This is a genomic window from Polaribacter pectinis, assembly GCF_014352875.1.
GTDB lineage: Bacteria > Bacteroidota > Bacteroidia > Flavobacteriales > Flavobacteriaceae > Polaribacter > Polaribacter pectinis.
The window spans coordinates 2,883,967-2,902,611 of record NZ_CP060695.1 but is presented as its reverse complement, the minus strand read 5'-3'; the positions used below and the strand labels follow the sequence as shown (position 1 = coordinate 2,902,611).

Genomic DNA, 18,645 nt, shown 5'->3' with positions numbered 1-18,645 from the left:
TTCGTTAAGAAACAATTAGAATTAGTTATTACTTCTTTTCGAAACTTCGTTTTCTAAAATATGCCAATAGTGTTACTAAAATTACAACAGCTCCTAAAACATAGATAAATTTTGGAATTGGTAATGGATCTCCTGCTGCATAACTATGCAAACCAGATAGATAATAATTTACACCAAAAGATGTCATTATTATAGAGGCAAATGCAAAAACGCTAACTGCATTTAATACAAACCTACTTTTTAAACCTGGTATTAAGCGCAAATGCAATACAATTGCATATACAATGATACTAATTAAAGCCCAAGTTTCTTTTGGGTCCCATGCCCAATATCTTCCCCAAGATTCATTTGCCCAAACGCCACCTAAAAAAGTACCTACAGTTAACACAAACAATCCAATGGTCATCGAAATTTCGTTAATATAAGTAAGCTCTTTTATTTTAATATTAATTACTTTTTTGGTTTTTTGTGTTCTAAATATAATTAATAAAAGCGCCATAAAACCTAAAACTGCAGATAAAGCTAAAGGTGCATAACTACTTACAATGGTTGCCACATGTACTTTTAACCAAAAAGATTTTAAGACCGGCATTAAGTTTGTTATTTCTGGACTTAACCAATCTAAATAACTTACAAAGAGTAAAGCTCCAGTAAAAAGTGTTGCTAATGGCAAAGAAAAATCTGATTGTCTAAAAGTTATTAAACCACATAAAAGTAAGGTCCAAGCTACAAAAACTAACATTTCGTAACCATTACTCCAAGGTGCGTGACCAGAAATATACCATCTTAAAATAATGTTACCAGTCAATACAATAAAACTTAAAAGTGTTATAATAATAGATGAGTTCCAAACAAAATCTAATACTTTATTTGTTGTAAATATTTTAATTAATGAAATAACTAACATGATAAAACCAATAAAAAAATAGAGTTGAAACAACCAAAAGTTTAAATTTAATTGGTTGTACCACAATTCTGCTTCTATACGTTGTCTGCTTGGTATAATATCTGCACCAAGAACGTCTTGATACTTTTTAATATATTCTAATTTTTCACTTGCAGCTACCCATTTTTTTAAGTTTACATCTTTAAAATAAGTAGCAGTAATACTTTTTGCAAATTCGCCATCTTCTAATGGAAAATCTTTAAAATCGTGTGTTGGACTATGCCATTTATTATTTTCATCATTTTTATTTGGGAAAATTTTTAAATAATTTCCAGAAAAAACATTGTATAAAATATTAAATCGCTCATCTACTTTTAAAACTTCTTTATCAAACTCACTTCTTTCTGCTGGTTTTTTCTTGTTTGCTTCCTCTGCAACTTCCTTTAGTTTATAATTGCCATCTGCATCTAACAAGCCAATAAAAGAAACACAACTATCTTCGCTAATTTTTAATTCAGAAAATAAATCTCCTCCTTTTTCTATATCCACTTTTATAATTGGTATGTATTGCCAAACATTTGCTGCGGCTTGCATTGCCAAAAAAGCTTGATTCGCATTTAGTGAAATTGACTCGCCATTTTTAGTGAATTTAAAATAAGGCTTTCGAGATAGTTTTCTTAAAAACTCTGATGCTAACGTATTAATAGGTTTCATCCTACCATCTAAATCTTGCACCATTAAGCGTCCGAATAAATCTGCATGTTGCACATCTATTGTTTGTTGCTCTATTGTTTTTATTGTTATTTCTGGTGATTTATCTTGTCCGTAAGAAACTAAAGAAAGTAACATTAACAAAACAACTGTGGCTGTATTCTGCAATTTCTTTAATTTTTTATTGATAACTGTAAAGTAAGATCCTTTTGTAAATAAGGTGAAAAACATACCTATAATCATTAAAATATAACCTAAATACGTAACATTTGTTCCTAGCCAATCGTAATTTACAGCTAAAACGGTTCCTAACTCATCTGTGTCATAACTTGCCTGAAAAAAACGGTATCCTTTATAATCTAATACGTTATTCATAAAAATTCTTTGTGCAAAATGTTCGTTATTTTCTTTATCGATTACTTGAACTTCACTTGCATATGCAGATGGACTCGTAGAACCAGGATAACGTTCTAGTTGAAAATCGTCTAAATGAATAGAAAACGGAATAATTATAGGTTCTGCTCCGTAAGACAAAGCGACATTAAGACCATTCATTTCAAGGTGATGTTCTATTGGTAAAAAGCCCTCTCTATATAAAATCGTTTGTTCTTTTGCAACTCCTTTTGATGCAACCTCAACTACTAAAGCATCATCTTTAATTTCATCATTATCTTTTGGTTTTTCAGAACCACTTACTAACTCTATTTTACCATTTTCATGAAATGACAAAGGCACAAAAGAAGCATCTCCATCTCTATATAAAGTCCTTAAATTTAAAGTTTGTAAACTATCTTTTACAATAACACTTGCTTTTTCTGTTGCCATTTCAAAAACACTTAATTTTCTTGGTGACAATACACTTAAAACTCCATTTTTCTCTGTTATATTTATGACTCCTTTTTGATCAACTTCAAACCCTATTTTATGTTGATGTTCTCCAACAGCTTCAATTTCTCCTCGTTCTAAAAAGACGGTTTCTCTTCCATTACCAGCAGAAACAATCATTTCTATCATTGCTTTTCCCCCTTCTTCTACATCTACAATTCTTGGAATAGCATCTGCCACAAAATTTTTGTAGGAAATAGTTATTGGTTCGTTATTAAAATCTGTATTTATAGTAAAACTATTATCACTTATTGGTGAAAAATTAACTTGTTTTCTAACTGATTTACTTGTTTTACCATCACTTAAATGAATATGTAAATAATTTGTACTCGAAATAATTACATTAGAAGAAGCTCCTTCTCTAATACGCATAATTCCACCTTCAGAAACATAACGTGTAATACCTGCACCAATTAAAATTATAATGAACGAAATATGGAATAATAAGATTGCCCACTTCTCTTTTCGCAATAGTTTATACTTAAATATATTCATTAGAAAACTAATTCCAAGTCCTACCATTACCATCTCAAACCACCAAGCGTTGTAGATAATTTTCCATGCAGTCGCAGTTCCATAATCATTTTCGATAAACGTAGCTAAAGCCATAGAAAACGCAAAAGTAAATAATAATAAAACTGCTAATTTTGGTGATGATAGAAAACGATTAAATTTATTCATTATTTAAAAATTTGCTTAAAAAAAATGCCTTTTTAGCAAGAAAAAGGCATCTTTTTATAAAATTATAATATTTTATTTGTTAAGAGACGCTGTTGTTTTAATCTCCATTTTATCTTCTCTTTGTTTTGCTTCTTCTAACCATTTTGGCAAAATGTTCTTTTTAAAATTAGCTTTCTCTGCTTCTAACTTCTTCATATCTAAACCAATGTATTCTTGCGCTAATTCTTTCGTAGAAATATTTGGCATATCTATAGGTTTGTTGTGCCCTAAAGTTGCTAACATTCTTGCTAATTTTAAACGTGCTTCTTGCGCTTTTACCAAACCGCTTCCAATAACTCTTGCAATTTCTACAGGTGCATGAAAAGATGCTCCATGAGATGCAGCAGAAAAATCCCAACGCCATTGTGCATGTCTAATATCTGTTAAAATTGGTTTCATTTGTGCTTCTGTAGCTCCTAAATCCCAACATTTTTTAGCTTCTAAATGTGCTTTTACTAAAAGGTCTTCTAACTTTAATCTGTTTTCAGTAGATTTACTTTGTCTTTCATACACGCTTGCAATTAAGTTTTTAGAATCTTCTCTATGACAAACTTGGCAGGCATTAGATGTATTATTTAATGGCGATTGAATATGATGATCTGTAAATTTTTGACCACCTTCACTTTTATAAGGCATATGACAATCTGCACAAGAAACTCCTCTTTGAGCATGAATACCCGTTTTAAAAGTTTCATATCCTGGATGCTGTGCTTTTAACATTGGTGCTTTACTAATTTTATGAGTCCAATCTGAAAATTGAATATTATCATAATAGTTTTCCATATCTTCTACAGACATACCATCTTTCCATGGAAAAGTTAAATAAGGTACACCTTCTTTACCTGGTTTTGTTTTATCGAAATAATATTCTACGTGACATTGAGCACAAACTAAAGAACGCATTTCGTTGTGTGTAGCTTGATTAATATCTTTACCCATAGCATCAAAAGCTTCTACAAGTGCAGGTCTAGAAATTTGTAATTTCATTGTTTTTTCGTTGTGACAATCTGCACAACCAATTGAGTTTACAACTTCCGAAACTTTACCAGCCCATTTTCCACTGTAAAATTCAGCAACACCAATTTCATTCATTAATCTTGGTACATCTGGGCTTTTACATGTCCAGCAAGTAGCTGGCATTGGTCCGTTTTCTTTTGTTGTTGGTCCACCAGATCTTAAAGTATTGTGTATATCTTCTACTGCGTAAGCATGACCTCTTCCTTGATTATAATCTTTAGAAAAACCATAACCTGCAAATAAAATTACTAAACGAGGATCTTCTTCTAAAACATCTCTCATAGCAGAACCACCTTGAAAAGAACTAAAAGTAGTATCTAACGTTTGTAAAGAAGATTGGTATTGTAGTGGAAAATTTTCTCCCCAAACTTTATTTCTTGGTTCATTTTTAGTAATATCTACTTGTGGTACATATTGGTATTTTGCTTCAGACTTTCTGTTTACAATACTTGATGCTAATAAACCAAGCAGAAAAACTGCGATAATTGTAATTACGAATAATACTTTATTTTTCATTTTAGCTGATGTTTAATTTATTTAATCTCTTTTGCTAACCATTCTGGAATTACCGTTTTTTCTGTATCTGTTGGTAATGGTGCAATATTATATTTAACTGTTAAAATTCCACGAACATCTCCATGAGGAACTTGTTGGTGACAACTCCAACACTGTCTTTTTGTTCTATTCTCTTTATGATCTTCTAAAAACCCACTGTATTTGGCTTGTGTAACTTGTTGTACATGACAACGAATACAGTTTTCCTGAATTACTCTTTGGGAAGCTTCTTTTGCTTTAATTACATCTGGTTCTGCTCTTGCTGTAAAAACAGAAGCATGGTACAAACCATCTTTTGCTTTAAAATAATATTTTTCAAAAATATTATCATGTGGTACATGACAGTCGTTACAGTTTGCCGATTCTCTGTGCGAGCTTTTTAGCCAAGTATTATAAACAGAAGTCATAACATGGCAATTTACACAGGCTTGTGGATCGTCTGACAAATAAGAAAATACTTTAGCTTCTTTTGCCATAAATAATCCCAGACCAATTATAACCGCAATTAAGAACAAAGCTGTTTTTCGCCATCCAGTTTCTTCCGGTAAAATTTTGAATTTGCGTTTCAATATACTTTTATTTAGAACTATTAAATAATGTTGGCATTATTTTTAATTGAACCCAAGCCCAATTATTTGTATTATTACTAGGTCTTCCTCCTTTTATTAAACTCATACTGTCAGAAGCAAACATATGAGAATAACCAACATTCAAAGAAATAATTTTATTTATTTTTTGTCCATAAACCAAATCTACTTCTGTACCCAAGTACTTATCTGCATCGTTTAGTAAATCTGCATTGGCACTAAAGTAATGAATTTTTGCTAAAAGTGTAGATTTTTCTCCTGCTTTAAAAACTGCTTTCGCATACATATCATTTAAACCAACATTATTCACATGGTTACCCACGTAAAAATAATCCATAAACCCATTAAATTTATGGTTTGTTCCATACAATGGAAAGAAAGAATTATTTTTAGATGCTCCTGTTTGATCTGTTCCACTTAACATTTCGAAACCTAAACCAAATAATGTAGCGCTTGGTTTATAAATTCCTTCTAAAGCTAAATTATACCCACTTAAATCTGTTGTTGCACTAGCTTTTCCAAATTGATAATAAGCGTTCCCTTCAAATTTAACTCCATCTATTGGAAATTTAAAAAAAGCACCGGTAGTTTGTCTATAATTTACACCATCTGCAATTGTATTGTTGGCATCAGAAAAGTCTTGAAAACCTGTATTTAAAAACAAAAAACTAAACACTCCTTTTTCGTATTCTTTTTTTAGATATGCATATTGCATCGATTTATATGTGAATGCGCCTTGTAAAAAAAAATCTGTTCCCTCTGTTCTTTGAGATTGCTGGCTAAAAGCAAAACCAAAATCCATAATAAAATTCTTGTTTTTATATTTTAACAACGCTGCATCATGAAATCTACCTTGCATTGCCCAATCTAAACCACCAAAAATTCTTTGATTATCATAAGATATTACTTGTCTACCGACTTTTACTGCCCAAGTTGGTGCAAAAGCATATTGTGCCCAACTTTGAAATAACGAAAAAGAATTATTACTATCCGTTGGATCTATTTGTCTAGTGTCTCCCCAAGTACTAACGTCTTGAAAACTCATTTTAATTGTAAGTTTCTCTAACTCATAATTCATGTTTAAACGGGTTCTCTGAACTACAAAAGCAGCTGGATCTGCATTATCTGGAAAAAGATTGCTAAATCCATGACGATATTCGAAACGTGATCTAATATCTGCATCTACTTTAAATTGAGAAAAAATATTTATAGAAATGAATAAAATAAAGATTGTAATAACTTTTTGTAAGCTCATAATAATAGATTTTAGTTGAAAAAGTTAGCTTTCTGATTGTTCTTCAAAATTAATATTATTACATAATAATAATTATGATAAATGTCATACAAAGAAAACCTAACAAAACCCTTGTGCTTTCTTTATATTTTAAAAATGTTTTGATTGGCTATTAATTTTTTACTTTAACAAAGTTTAACACGTATTAGACTTATAATAGCAAATAGATGAGTATTTTTATTGCATTAAAACTCGCAAAATTCATTCTGATTCTGCCTAAAAAAATGAAAGCTATTTTCTTAAAATATTATTTTTTACTATTCTCTTTACTATTCTTTTTAAATAGTAATATTGAATGTTTTGCCCAAAAAAAAACCGTACATAAATCACAAAAAATAGATAGTGTTCAAAGAGTTCGTTTCAATAAAGCAAAAGAAAAGAAAAAACCACTTATTTATTCTGGACATGATGGACCTTATATAATTAACGATACTTTATTCAGCGTAAATGCAAAAAATAGGTTGGTTATTCTGCCTAAATTCGATAAAGATTCTTTACTTGTTCGCACAGACAATAAGGATAAGGATGAGTTTTATTTTTCACTAAAAGAAAAGCATACAATTCCAAGAACAATTTACGATTTACCAAATAAAATGACTGTAATATCAGATATTGAAGGGAATTATGATGCTTTTGCAGGCTTTTTGTATTCCAATAAGATAATTGATAAAAACCACAATTGGATTTATAATGATGGACATTTAGTTTTAATAGGAGATTTTGTTGATAGAGGAAAAAATGTAACGCAAGTTTTATGGTTGATATACAAACTAGAACAACAAGCAATGAAACAAAGTGGTGTTGTACATTTTATTTTAGGGAACCATGAAATAATGAACTTTAATGGCGATTACAGATATAACCAAGAAAAATATATTAAAGCTGCTAAAGAAATTAGCCAAATAAACAAACCTAAAGAAGCTACAAAATACATGTATTCTGTAAATTCTGAATTAGGAAAATGGTTAGCTACAAAAAATGTAATAGAAAAAATAGGCAGTTACATTTTTGTGCATGCTGGTTTAAGTCCTAAGATTTTAGAATACAAATTAGGCCTAAATGAGATAAATAATTTAGCGCGAAAAAACTTTCAAAATAAAAAAAGGTCGGAAAATAAAACTGTAAAATTTTTATTTAGCTCAAAAGGTCCCTTATGGTACAGAGGTCTTTTTTTTAAGACAAAAAATTATCCGAAAATTACTCTTTCTGGTTTAGATAGTGTTTTAAATTACTATGATGCAGAAAAAATAGTGATTGGTCATACTCATGTTAAAAACGTTTCTACAGATTTTAACGGGAAAGTGATAAGAACAGATGTTGTTCACGCAGATAAAAAGTTTTCGGGTAAAACCCAAGGCTTATTAATTGAAAACCATGAAGAGTTTATTATTGATGCTAATTTTACAAAAACACCTTTAAAAAATTAATTACAATTTATTAAACTCACTATCAAGATAGCTTAATCTTTTGTTTAACCATGTTTTAAGACGCTCATAATGTTCTTCATTAGAAGTTTCATTTAATTTATTCTTCCACACTAATTGTTCACGTTCGTAGATTTTTTCGTCTGTAAATTGATGGTAAATTCCGTTAATTTCAGAAAATAGATTTTCGTTACTAAATTCTTTCAAACGTAATTTAGTCCATCTTTCTTTTACTTTCTTCTTATAATTATTGGGGTTAATATCTAATAATCTCTTTAAAAGCCCATTATCAAGAACATCATTTGTATTGTAAATAGGAACTCCATCTTGTATGACTCCCCAAACACCATCTAAATCCCAAGGAATAAAGAAATAAGGTTCGTTTTTATCGTACTTTCCTAAATAATAATTTTTACCCAAATTATCTGTGGCTCTTAACAGATTGATAAAAAGATAATAATCTACAGCATTAGAAGTTTGAAATTTACTTTCTATATTCTTTAAAAAATCTTCATCAGAACCATGAACAATCAAATTCGATAATTCTGATAAATTTTTCCATCCTAAAGAATAATTAGTAGAAGGATAGCGCATAGCCCAACCATTCCAATACATTTGGTTTTCATATTTTTCAGGAGATTTTGTAAAATCTGGTCCTCCTTTGTATGAATTAGCCTTAAATAACTCGCCATTAATAGTGTTTTCTTTATTCTTTTTAAGCTTTAACTGTTTCCTATCTAAAGATTCGGAAAGTTGATAAATACCATAATATTCATTGTTTTTGAAAACTTCTACAAATTTAACTCCAAAGCCACTTTTTGCTTTCGGTTCATTTTTTAAGTAGTAAGGTTTATGAATTTTCTCCCATAAATTAGTTACTACAAAAGATCTTAAACGCAAAGGTTCATTAAACATACCATCTAGAATCCAATCATCATCTGACCTTAAGTTACCTAATTTTACATCTTTTTTTTCTCTATTAATACTATCGCTCCAAAACTCTAAATCGAATGATTTTTTAGCAAAAGACAAAGATAAATTTCCACGATATCTTACACCTGTTGTAGTTTTTACGTATTTCCTATTATCAAAAAATGTAAAATATGCTGGTATCTTAAAAACATTATCCATTTTAGAAGTATCTACTGTTAAATGAACTAATGGTAGTTTAGTAATGTATAGCGTATAAATCTCTCCGTTTAAAACAGGAATTCCATTTATATATGAAAGACTTTCGAATTTAATATCTTTTAATTTGAATTTTCTATCAAAAACTATAGTCTTAATATCTTTATTCGTAGTCTTTATAGCATCTAAATTAGTAACGTGCCAAACAATAATTTTGTTTTTAACATCAACACCAAAACTCCCTTTCTCTGCAACCAAGTCTTGGGCAAAAATACTTGTTGTAAAACATAAACTAAAAAGGATGTATAGTTTTAATATAAGTTGTTTCATAAAATGAATTTAGTTAAAGATATACTACTAATTTAGAATACTAAAATATTTTTTAGATAAAATATTTCTAACAACCAATAAATTAAAACTTATTTAAATAAAAAAACGTCTCAAAAAATTGAGACGTTTTAGAGGTGTCTAGCGGATTCGAACCGCTGTACATGGTTTTGCAAACCATTGCCTAGCCACTCGGCCAAGACACCTTTTGTAATAGGATTGCAAATTTACGCAAATTTACAAGTATTGCAAGTATTGCAAGTATTTTTTTATGTTTTGATTTTCCAAGGTGGATTTATTCTATTTTCTCCTCCATAAAACAATATAAGTTGATTCCCATCTAAATCTTTTAATCTAGCTTCTCTCCATAACCAGTTTTTATCCTCTAGTTTTTCATCAAATTGAATTCCTTCTTCAATTAAACTATCTACTTTTTCGTCTAAATTTTCACATTCAAAATAGATATAAATTCCGTCTCCTTTAGGAAGTTCTTTAACTTGATGAATTGAAAAAGTAGAACTACCATTGGGACAAACAAATCTTGCATAATTTGGTAAAGCTTCAACAATTAACTCTAAACCTAACTTTTGATAAAAAGGAATCGATTTTTCTAAATCTAATGATGGAACCGTAATTTGATTTAAGTTCATCGTTTTTTGGTAAGAATTATTACCACTTCTTCTACATTTCCGCCAATTGGTGGATTTATTTTAGATACTGCAACAGTAGCTTTTTTTATCATTTTTAATTCTTTAAAAAAACGATCTAAAATTCTTTGTGCCACTTCTTCTAACAACTTAGAACGAATTGCCATTTCTTGTTTAACAATATGATTTAAATGAACATAATCTACTGTATCTACTAATTCATCTGTTTTTGCAGATTTTCTTAAATCTGCTTTTATGGCTACATCTACTCTGTACTCTGACCCTATTTTTGCTTCTTCATCTAAACAACCGTGAAAAGCGTAGAGTTTTATATTATTTACTTTTATGATTCCCATATTATTCTTCTGTATCTGGTTTTAAATCTACTTTTTCCCACATTTTATCGGTGTTTAATCTAAAAGAACCTAAATATTCTAAATCCCACTGATCTGGAGCTATAATTGATAAAAAATGTTCGTTTTTCTTGTTGTTATACAAGTGATAAATTTCTCCGAAAATAGGTTCGAAACCAAATTTTGCATTGTAAAGCATGTCATTGTAATGAAATTTTTCCATTAAAGCTTCATACTCTTTTCTAACTTCGTCAAATTTGCCTTTTAATATTTTGTTGGTTCTTCTTACACCATCTGCAGTCCAAGTTGCCGTATTTGTAGGTTTAATTACTGGCGAACTTGCGGATGTTCCGTATGGTTTTAGTGCAGCATCGTATTTTTGAGTTTCCTCATTAAAAACGACTAAATCTGGTTTTTTATCCTCTTTTTTCATTGTTACAAAAATACAACAATAAATAAGTAGTAAAACTTCCTTTTAGAAAACTTTAACTGGCAAAAATGCCTGCGTTAGCGATTACTCATGCTTTAATATTTCTTTTGAAATCGTGAGTGCTTCGCAGTTGAAATGGCATCCTTTTTATTTCTTTTCTGAAATAAAAAGATACAATGGAAAGCGCGACCTGAAAGGGAACGCCCTAAAATTAATTGGTAAAAAAGTCGAAAACGTTACTTATTGCGCTTGTTTTAGTTTTGTAAAATTCTGTGTAGGTACAACGTTCGCAAGTTACACTGGTAAATTTCTGATTTTGAACATCGAAAATTTTTGATAATGTTCCGCCAGTTGCACGCATTTGTCCTAATTTATAGGTTTTGCAATTGCATTTCGGACACGTGTAATTTCTAATTTGATCGCTCATAATAAATGGTGTTTATTTATTAGTAGCATAAAATCTAATTTTGTTACAAAACTCTCAATAGCAATCAAGTATTTTGCGTAATTTTGTGTTCTAATTTTTTCAATTAAAACAATGTCTGAAGAGAAGAAATCGCTCAATTTTTTAGAGCAAATTATTGAAGAGGATTTGGCTAATGGAATGCCAAAAGAGAATTTACGTTTCCGTTTTCCACCAGAACCAAATGGATATTTACATATTGGTCATACAAAAGCAATCGGAATTAGTTTCGGTTTAGGGCAGAAATATAATGCGCCTGTAAACTTGCGTTTCGATGATACAAACCCTGCAAAAGAAGAGCAGGAATATGTAGATGCTATTAAGAATGACGTTTCTTGGTTGGGCTATAAATGGGCGGAAGAATGTTATTCTTCAGATTATTTTCAGCAATTATATGACTGGGCAGTTTTATTGATAAAAGATGGTAAAGCGTATGTAGATTCTCAATCATCAGAAGAAATGCGCGTACAAAAAGGAACTCCAACTCAAGTTGGTACAAACAGTCCTTTTCGCAATAGATCTGTGGAAGAAAACTTGGAATTGTTTCAAGGAATGAAAGATGGGAAATTTAAAGAAGGAGAACATACTTTACGTGCAAAAATAGACATGGCAAGCGATAACATGCTAATGCGTGATCCATTAATGTACAGAATTATGTTTAAAGATCATCACAGAACTGGTTCTGATTGGTGTATTTATCCAATGTACGATTGGACGCATGGAGAAAGTGATTATTTAGAGCAAATTTCACATTCTTTGTGTTCTTTAGAGTTTAAACCTCACAGAGAATTATACAACTGGTTTAGAGATAATGTGTATGAATATAGTAAAGATTCGTACCCAAATCCGCCAAAACAACGTGAATTTTCACGTTTGAATTTGAGTTACACAATTATGAGTAAACGTAAATTGTTGACTTTAGTTGAAAACGGAATCGTTTCTGGTTGGGATGACCCAAGAATGCCAACAATTTCTGGATTAAGAAGACGTGGTTACACACCTGCTTCTATTAGAAGTTTTGTAGAAACAGTTGGTGTTTCTAAACGTGAAAATATAATTGATGTTGCGCTTTTAGAGTTTAAAATCCGTGAAGATTTAAACAAAACTGCAAAAAGAGTAATGGCAGTTTTAGATCCTGTAAAGGTGGTAATTACAAATTATCCTGAAGGAAAAGAAGAAATGTTGGATGCCAATTATAACGATTATGAAGAAGGTTTTGGTAGCAGAGAAGTTCCATTTTCTAGAGAGATTTATATAGAAAGAGAAGATTTTAGAGAGGAAGCAAATAAGAAGTTTTTCCGTTTGAAATTAGGAAGTGAAGTGCGTTTAAAAAATGCGTATTTTATTAAAGCTGAAAGTTGTACAAAAGATGCAGATGGAAATATTACTGAAATTCAGTGTACATATGATCCTTTAACAAAATCTGGAATGGATACTGAAGAAAGTAAACGTAAAGTAAAAGGTACTTTGCATTGGGTTTCTGCTAAACACGCTATTAATGCTGAAGTGAGAGCGTATGACAGGTTGTTTTTAGATGAAGCACCAGACTCGCATAAAGACAAAGATTATATGGAATTTATTAACCCTGATTCTTTAGAGATTATTAATGCTTATTTAGAGCCAAGTTTACAAACTGCAGAAATTGGCGAGCGTTTTCAGTTTCAACGTTTGGGGTATTTTAATGTTGATGATGATTCTACTTCTGATAAATTAGTTTTTAATAAAACTGTTGGATTGAGAGATTCTTGGAGCTCTAAAAAGTAGAAAGTATTTAGTTGGAAGTTCGAAAATAATTTAAATATATAATTATGAAAAAATTACTTTTTTTATCCCTTTTTATGATTGCTTTTTCTTGCAGTAATAAGAAAGAAGTAACACAAGTTGCAGAAGTCTCTTGTGGACAATGTCAATTTGATTTAGATTCTGAAGATGGATGTAGTTTAGCAGTTCGTTTAGACGATAAAGCTTATTTTGTTGATGGTTTTAATATCGACGATTTTGGAGATGCTCATGATGAGAAAATCGGTTTTTGTAACGTAGTTCGTAAAGGAGAAATTACTGGCGAAGTTGTTGATGGAAGATTTGTTGCGAGTTCTTTGAAGTTGTTAGACTCTGAATAGAAACAAAAACATTAAAACAAGAATTATAAGAGGTTAAAATAAATTTCTGTTTGTTCAGGAATGACAAATAAAGAAAATCCGATGAAAATTAAATTTTTATCGGATTTTTTTATGTTTAAGATTATCTATTTTCAGCATATTTTTTGAAATTATTCAAAATTGCTTGCCAACCAGATTTTTGCATTTCAATTGGGTTGGTGTTTTCTGTTTCAAAAATCGTTTTAACAATTGTTGAATTATTTTCTGCTGTAAAATAAGTATCTACTTTTCTGCCATCTTCTAAAAAAGAGGAAATTTGATTGTTTTCAGTTACTTCATCATAAGTTCCACCTAAATCGAAGCTCATTTTTCCGTCTCTAGAAGCCATTGTAAAAGAGAATTTACCACCTTTTTTCAAATCATTTTCAGCATAAGGACAATGCCAATCGACTGATGCAAAATTCCAATTTGTAATGTGTTTGGGTTCTGTCCAAAATTCCCATACTTTTTGGATTGGTTTATCAACTTTAGCTTCTATTTCTACTTTTTTTGATTCCATATTATTGAAATTACAAATACTACTTTACCTCAAATTCACTTTCAGCATCACCAATTTTAACAGTGTATTTTCCTTTTGGCAAATAGTTCACTTCATTTTTTGCTGGTTTTATATCTATCTCATTATGTTGTTTTAAGTATATTTTTTTTCCTTTTTCAGAAAAAGAAACATCAAATTTTGCTTCATTAAAACCTTTATCTGCAGTAACAAAAATCGAGTTTACTTTCACACTTTTTGTAGCCTTTGTATCTTCAGAATAAATATCAATAGTTATTTTACCACTAGATTTTACATAAAAAGGAATGTTTACAACAGGTGTGTTTGCTGGCAACCATTTGCTCCAAGAACTTCCCCAAGAATTCCTTTTTCGAATGGATTCAATTTCAAAAATATAAGCATACTTTGTTGCTAAATCTTCATCAAATACTTGTAGAGGTGAAATATCTGCTTTGTATAAACTTCTTCCATGTGTTGCCATAATTAAATGCTTTGCTGTTGGCTGAATTACCAAATCATGAACTGCTACATTTGGTAAATTTTTAGAAAATGCTTCCCAAGAATTTCCATGGTTGAAAGAAACGTATAATCCATTATCTGTTCCTACATACAATATATTTTCGTTTGCTGGGTCTTCTTTTATCACATTTACTGGAGATGTTGGTAGGTTACTACTAATACTTTTCCATGTTTGCCCATAATCATCAGACATATAAACATACGTTGTAAAATCGTCAAACCTGTAACCGTTTAAAGTTGCATAAACTCTTTCTTTTTTATGTGCTGAAGCAATTACTCTGGAAACCCACAAATTTTGTGGTAAATTATTAGAAATTCGTGTCCAACTTCCTCCTCCGTTTTTAGTTATGTTAATGTATCCATCATCTGAACCAACATAGATTAAACCGAATTGAAACGGACTTTCAGATATTGAAGTTAAGGTTCCGTAAGCAACATTTCCTTTTTTCCCTCCTGTTGTTAAATCTCCAGAAATTGTTTCCCAATCATCACCTTTATTTAAGGAACGGTGTAATTTATTACCTCCTAAATATAAAATATCTTGGTTGTGTTTCGATAAATGAATAGGCGTTTGCCAATTAAAACGATAAGGAGTTTCGCCCAACGTATGTTTTGGCTGAATATAATCTTGCTTTCCTTTTTCTCTATCTATTCTAAAATAATTTCCAAACTGATAACCTGTGTAAACAATATTCGGATTCCTATCATCTACCTGAACTTGCATTCCATCTCCTCCCATAATTGATTCATAAGGGTTTTGACCAGATTGTTGCCAATATTTATCAATTCTTGCGTTATTATCTGCCACCCAAACTCCATTATCTTGCAAGCCACCATAGACTTTATAGTTTTTCTGATTGTCTGCATACACAGAATAAAACTGCCCTACAGCCGGGTCGTTTAGTTTAATCCAATTTTCCCCATCGTCGTAAGAAATATTTAATCCGCCATCGTTTCCGTCAATTAAATGTCCTTGTTTTTTTGGGTTTACCCACAATGCTTGATGGTCTGCGTGCACATTTTCCTTACTGATAGATATAAAGGTTTTTCCACCGTCTTTAGATTTTAAAATAGGAACTCCTTGTACATAAATTCCATTTTCGTCTTGTGGGTCTACTCTAATTTCACCAAAATAATATCCGTAAGAATAATACAGATCATCTAAATAACCTTCGTGCGTTTTTTTCCAAGATTTACCTCCATTTGTGGTTTTAAAAACCTCTGCGCCTACAACAGGAGTATCAAACAAAAGAGAGTTTGCATCTTCTAAATATTTTGCCAAGTCAATTGGTTTTACAGAACCAACACGCACCATTTGTTTTACATTTTCTGCTCTATATTTTTCTTGAAATCCATTTGTTTTTAAATAGGTATTCAGTTTTTTGTCTGTAAGATTTAAAAAAGTACTTACAGACATTGTCTTAAAATCTTCTTTAGATAAACTTTTTGAGGGCTTTTTATTTGTGTTTTGTGGTCTTCTAAATTGACTATCATGCAAAGCATAAACCGTATTTTCATTAAAAACAGCTAATCCAATTCTACCAACTCCATTTCCTGTTGGAAAACCAGAACTATCCGCAATTTTTGTCCAAGTAGTTCCTGCATCTGCACTTTTGTAAATAGATGAATTGTTTCCATTTCCTTCAAAATTCCACGCTTTACGTTCTCTTTCCCAAGAAGCGGCATACATTATATTGAAATTTTCTGGTGCAACTGCAACATCTATAATCCCTGTGTCTTGGTTTATAAAAAGTGATTTTGTCCACGTTTTTCCTCCATCTGTCGTTTTAAAAATTCCTCTTTCTGTATTTGAAGAATATAAATGTCCAATTACACCAACAATTACTTCATCAGCATTATTTGGGTTGATAAGAATTCTACTTACATGATGTGAATCTGGCAAACCAACATTCGTCCACGTTTTTCCTTGGTTTGTAGATTTTAACATTCCAATTCCTGCATAAGAAGAACGTGAAGAATTTTTTTCTCCAGTTCCTACCCAAATGGTTCCAGAGGACCAATCTACAGCAATATCTCCTATGTTTTGTGTTGGCGAATTGTCTAAAACTGGCGTAAAAGTGGTTCCGTTATTGTTTGTATACCACAAACCTCCTGAAGCATAACCAACATAAAATTCTGTTGGGTTTTCTGGATTTACAGCAACGTCTGCAACTCGTCCACTCATTACTGTTGGTCCAATATTGGTAAATGCTACATTTTTGACTAATGAAGATTCAATCATTTTAGATTTTTGATCTAAAGACTGTTGAATGTCACTCGAATTTGTTGGTGTTTGTGCAAATAATGTTGCTGAAAAACAGCATAATAAGAATTGAAACAGCGTTTTCATAAAAGTAAATTTGGTTTGAATTGATGAAATTACTGATTGTAAAATGAATATCAAAAAAATTAACACGTTTTAGGATTTTTTGCCAAGAATTCACGAATTTAAAAGTAGTTCACAAGCTTTGCCAAACACTCATTAAGCGTTAAGGATAGAGCGACCTGTTTGAGCTCTTTTTTGTTTTTTCAACAAAAAAAGCGAGTAGCGAAAGCCTGTTAAAACGCCCAAAAAATAATTAAATGCCTTCAACTTAAAACAACGTATCTTTGCCCACAGAAACCGCTACATAAAGCGGGTTTCGTAAATATTATTTATGACATTTAAAGATTTAGGTTTATCTCCAGCGTTGGTAAAAGCAGTTGAAGAAAAAGGATACACCAAACCATCACCCATACAAGAAAAAGCAATTCCGCATATTTTAGAAGGAAAAGATATTTTAGCTTCCGCACAAACAGGAACTGGAAAAACAGCAGGTTTTACCTTGCCAGTTTTACAATATTTATCGGAAACAAAACACCCGAAATACAGACCTTTACGTGCCTTGGTTTTAACGCCAACAAGAGAATTGGCTGCGCAAGTTTACGACAACGTTAGAGAATACAGTAAATATGTGAACATTAAATCTGCCGTAGTTTTTGGTGGCGTAAATGCAAAACCACAAATTGCAACATTAAAAAACGGAGTAGATATTTTAGTAGCAACTCCTGGTAGATTGTTAGATTTACACGATAGAAAAGCAGTTTCTTTTAAACGAGTTGACGTTTTAATTTTGGATGAAGCTGACAGAATGTTAGACATGGGTTTTGTTAGAGATATTAACAAAATCATTAGTTTTATGCCGGAAAAGCGTCAGAATTTGATGTTTTCGGCTACTTTTTCTAACGATATTAAAAAGTTAGCTGCTACTATTTTAAGAAACCCTGTTTCTGTAGAAACTGCTCCGCAAAATTCTACCGCTAAAAAAGTAACTCACAAGGTTTATAAAGTTGATAAAAAACAAAAAACAGAGCTTGCCATTAAACTGATAAAAGATAATAATTGGACACAAGTTTTGGTTTTTACTAGAACTAAACACGGTGCTAATAAATTGACAGAAAAATTGATTAAAGCTGGAATTTCTGCAGCTGCAATTCATGGAAATAAGAGTCAAGGTGCAAGAACAAAAGCGTTAAAGAATTTTAAAGATAATTCTATAAAAATATTGGTGGCAACAGATATTGCTGCTCGTGGTTTAGATATTCCTTTATTACCTCACGTAATTAATTTCGAATTGCCAAATGTACCTGAAGACTATGTGCATAGAATTGGTAGAACTGGTAGAGCTGGTGCAGCTGGAGAAGCAATTTCTTTTGTGTGTAGTGAGGAAGTAGAATACCAAAGTGAAATTGAAAAAATATTAAAAGAGAAATTAAACTCTTCTGTTTTAGAAGGTTTTGAACCTACTGATACTGCCCCACCAAAAAGAGCTGCTACACAGAGTAAAGGCTCTTTTGGGAAAAAGAAAAAGCAAAGACCTTCTAACGGAAATCCTGGAGGTTCTACTGATGATAAAAGACCAAAAAGAAAACCACACTTTAAAGGAAATAAACCTGCTGGTGCAACTTCTGGACGTGGTAGAACTGGCGCTCCTAAAAAGAAGCGTTATTAAAATATAAAATACGTTTTTAACTGATATAATTAAACCTTTTCTGTTTTCAAAA

15 protein-coding genes and 1 tRNA gene are annotated in these 18,645 nt (G+C 31.0%); 4 read left to right on the top strand and 12 right to left on the bottom strand.

Annotated features, from left to right (window positions below):
• Window positions 1-28: 28 nt before the first annotated feature.
• From H9W90_RS13090 to H9W90_RS13075, 4 genes are all read right to left on the bottom strand, one after another.
• Entirely contained in the window at window positions 29-3,163 is a 3,135-nt protein-coding gene (locus H9W90_RS13090; protein ID WP_254712491.1) for a cytochrome c biogenesis protein CcsA, read from the bottom strand.
• 72 nt (window positions 3,164-3,235) lie between these two features.
• A complete protein-coding gene (nrfA, locus tag H9W90_RS13085; RefSeq protein WP_187482032.1) occupies window positions 3,236-4,735 on the bottom strand; it encodes an ammonia-forming cytochrome c nitrite reductase in 1,500 nt (499 codons plus the stop codon).
• A gap of 17 nt (window positions 4,736-4,752) precedes the next feature.
• The gene (gene nrfH / locus H9W90_RS13080) at window positions 4,753-5,343 is read right to left on the bottom strand and encodes a cytochrome c nitrite reductase small subunit (RefSeq protein ID WP_187482031.1); all 591 of its coding nucleotides are present in this window, start codon (window positions 5,341-5,343) and stop codon (window positions 4,753-4,755) included.
• Window positions 5,344-5,350: 7 nt separating this feature from the next.
• A complete protein-coding gene (locus H9W90_RS13075; protein WP_187482030.1) occupies window positions 5,351-6,616 on the bottom strand; it encodes an alginate export family protein in 1,266 nt (421 codons plus the stop codon).
• A gap of 263 nt (window positions 6,617-6,879) precedes the next feature.
• On the opposite strand from H9W90_RS13075, the gene H9W90_RS13070 reads away from it, so the two are divergent.
• Window positions 6,880-8,082: a metallophosphoesterase gene (locus tag H9W90_RS13070; protein ID WP_187482029.1), complete on the top strand. Its 1,203-nt coding sequence runs from the start codon at window positions 6,880-6,882 to the stop codon at window positions 8,080-8,082.
• On the opposite strand, the gene H9W90_RS13065 is transcribed toward H9W90_RS13070, so the two are convergent.
• The 6 genes from H9W90_RS13065 to H9W90_RS13040 form a co-directional block, all read right to left on the bottom strand.
• Window positions 8,083-9,537: a CotH kinase family protein gene (locus H9W90_RS13065; RefSeq protein WP_187482028.1), complete on the bottom strand. Its 1,455-nt coding sequence runs from the start codon at window positions 9,535-9,537 to the stop codon at window positions 8,083-8,085.
• Between the two features lie 132 nt (window positions 9,538-9,669).
• Window positions 9,670-9,740, bottom strand: a tRNA-Cys gene (locus tag H9W90_RS13060).
• Between the two features lie 63 nt (window positions 9,741-9,803).
• The gene (locus H9W90_RS13055; protein WP_187482027.1) at window positions 9,804-10,184 is read right to left on the bottom strand and encodes a VOC family protein; all 381 of its coding nucleotides are present in this window, start codon (window positions 10,182-10,184) and stop codon (window positions 9,804-9,806) included.
• Window positions 10,181-10,537: a dihydroneopterin aldolase gene (folB, locus tag H9W90_RS13050; protein ID WP_187482026.1), complete on the bottom strand. Its 357-nt coding sequence runs from the start codon at window positions 10,535-10,537 to the stop codon at window positions 10,181-10,183. The genes H9W90_RS13055 and folB overlap by 4 nt, the downstream gene beginning before the upstream one ends.
• A gap of 1 nt (window position 10,538) precedes the next feature.
• Window positions 10,539-10,967: a DUF2452 domain-containing protein gene (locus H9W90_RS13045; protein WP_187482025.1), complete on the bottom strand. Its 429-nt coding sequence runs from the start codon at window positions 10,965-10,967 to the stop codon at window positions 10,539-10,541.
• Window positions 10,968-11,175: 208 nt separating this feature from the next.
• On the bottom strand, window positions 11,176-11,391 hold the full coding sequence (locus H9W90_RS13040) for a zinc ribbon domain-containing protein (RefSeq protein WP_187482024.1): 216 nt from the start codon (window positions 11,389-11,391) through the stop codon (window positions 11,176-11,178).
• 111 nt (window positions 11,392-11,502) lie between these two features.
• Here H9W90_RS13040 and H9W90_RS13035 point away from each other — a divergent pair, with 111 nt between their 5' ends.
• Entirely contained in the window at window positions 11,503-13,191 is a 1,689-nt protein-coding gene (locus tag H9W90_RS13035) for a glutamine--tRNA ligase/YqeY domain fusion protein (protein ID WP_187482023.1), read from the top strand.
• 44 nt (window positions 13,192-13,235) lie between these two features.
• The gene (locus H9W90_RS13030) at window positions 13,236-13,547 is read left to right on the top strand and encodes a DUF6370 family protein (protein ID WP_187482022.1); all 312 of its coding nucleotides are present in this window, start codon (window positions 13,236-13,238) and stop codon (window positions 13,545-13,547) included.
• A gap of 121 nt (window positions 13,548-13,668) precedes the next feature.
• Here the strand turns inward: H9W90_RS13030 and H9W90_RS13025 are convergent, their stop codons facing one another.
• A complete protein-coding gene (locus H9W90_RS13025; protein WP_187482021.1) occupies window positions 13,669-14,085 on the bottom strand; it encodes an SRPBCC domain-containing protein in 417 nt (138 codons plus the stop codon).
• 19 nt (window positions 14,086-14,104) lie between these two features.
• Entirely contained in the window at window positions 14,105-16,951 is a 2,847-nt protein-coding gene (locus H9W90_RS13020) for a beta propeller repeat protein (RefSeq protein WP_187482020.1), read from the bottom strand.
• A 307-nt stretch (window positions 16,952-17,258) separates the two neighbouring features.
• Here H9W90_RS13020 and H9W90_RS13015 point away from each other — a divergent pair, with 307 nt between their 5' ends.
• A complete protein-coding gene (locus H9W90_RS13015) occupies window positions 17,259-18,593 on the top strand; it encodes a DEAD/DEAH box helicase (protein ID WP_187482019.1) in 1,335 nt (444 codons plus the stop codon).
• The last annotated feature ends 52 nt before the right edge of the window (window positions 18,594-18,645 follow it).

Coding starts and splice junctions, on each gene's coding strand:
- H9W90_RS13090 (WP_254712491.1), bottom strand. CDS start 3,163: ATGAATAAATTTAATCGTTTTCTATCATCACCAAAATTAGCAGTTTTA.
- nrfA (WP_187482032.1), bottom strand. CDS start 4,735: ATGAAAAATAAAGTATTATTCGTAATTACAATTATCGCAGTTTTTCTG.
- H9W90_RS13075 (WP_187482030.1), bottom strand. CDS start 6,616: ATGAGCTTACAAAAAGTTATTACAATCTTTATTTTATTCATTTCTATA.
- H9W90_RS13070 (WP_187482029.1), top strand. CDS start 6,880: ATGAAAGCTATTTTCTTAAAATATTATTTTTTACTATTCTCTTTACTA.
- H9W90_RS13065 (WP_187482028.1), bottom strand. CDS start 9,537: ATGAAACAACTTATATTAAAACTATACATCCTTTTTAGTTTATGTTTT.
- H9W90_RS13055 (WP_187482027.1), bottom strand. CDS start 10,184: ATGAACTTAAATCAAATTACGGTTCCATCATTAGATTTAGAAAAATCG.
- folB (WP_187482026.1), bottom strand. CDS start 10,537: ATGGGAATCATAAAAGTAAATAATATAAAACTCTACGCTTTTCACGGT.
- H9W90_RS13045 (WP_187482025.1), bottom strand. CDS start 10,967: ATGAAAAAAGAGGATAAAAAACCAGATTTAGTCGTTTTTAATGAGGAA.
- H9W90_RS13040 (WP_187482024.1), bottom strand. CDS start 11,391: ATGAGCGATCAAATTAGAAATTACACGTGTCCGAAATGCAATTGCAAA.
- H9W90_RS13035 (WP_187482023.1), top strand. CDS start 11,503: ATGTCTGAAGAGAAGAAATCGCTCAATTTTTTAGAGCAAATTATTGAA.
- H9W90_RS13030 (WP_187482022.1), top strand. CDS start 13,236: ATGAAAAAATTACTTTTTTTATCCCTTTTTATGATTGCTTTTTCTTGC.
- H9W90_RS13025 (WP_187482021.1), bottom strand. CDS start 14,085: ATGGAATCAAAAAAAGTAGAAATAGAAGCTAAAGTTGATAAACCAATC.
- H9W90_RS13020 (WP_187482020.1), bottom strand. CDS start 16,951: ATGAAAACGCTGTTTCAATTCTTATTATGCTGTTTTTCAGCAACATTA.
- H9W90_RS13015 (WP_187482019.1), top strand. CDS start 17,259: ATGACATTTAAAGATTTAGGTTTATCTCCAGCGTTGGTAAAAGCAGTT.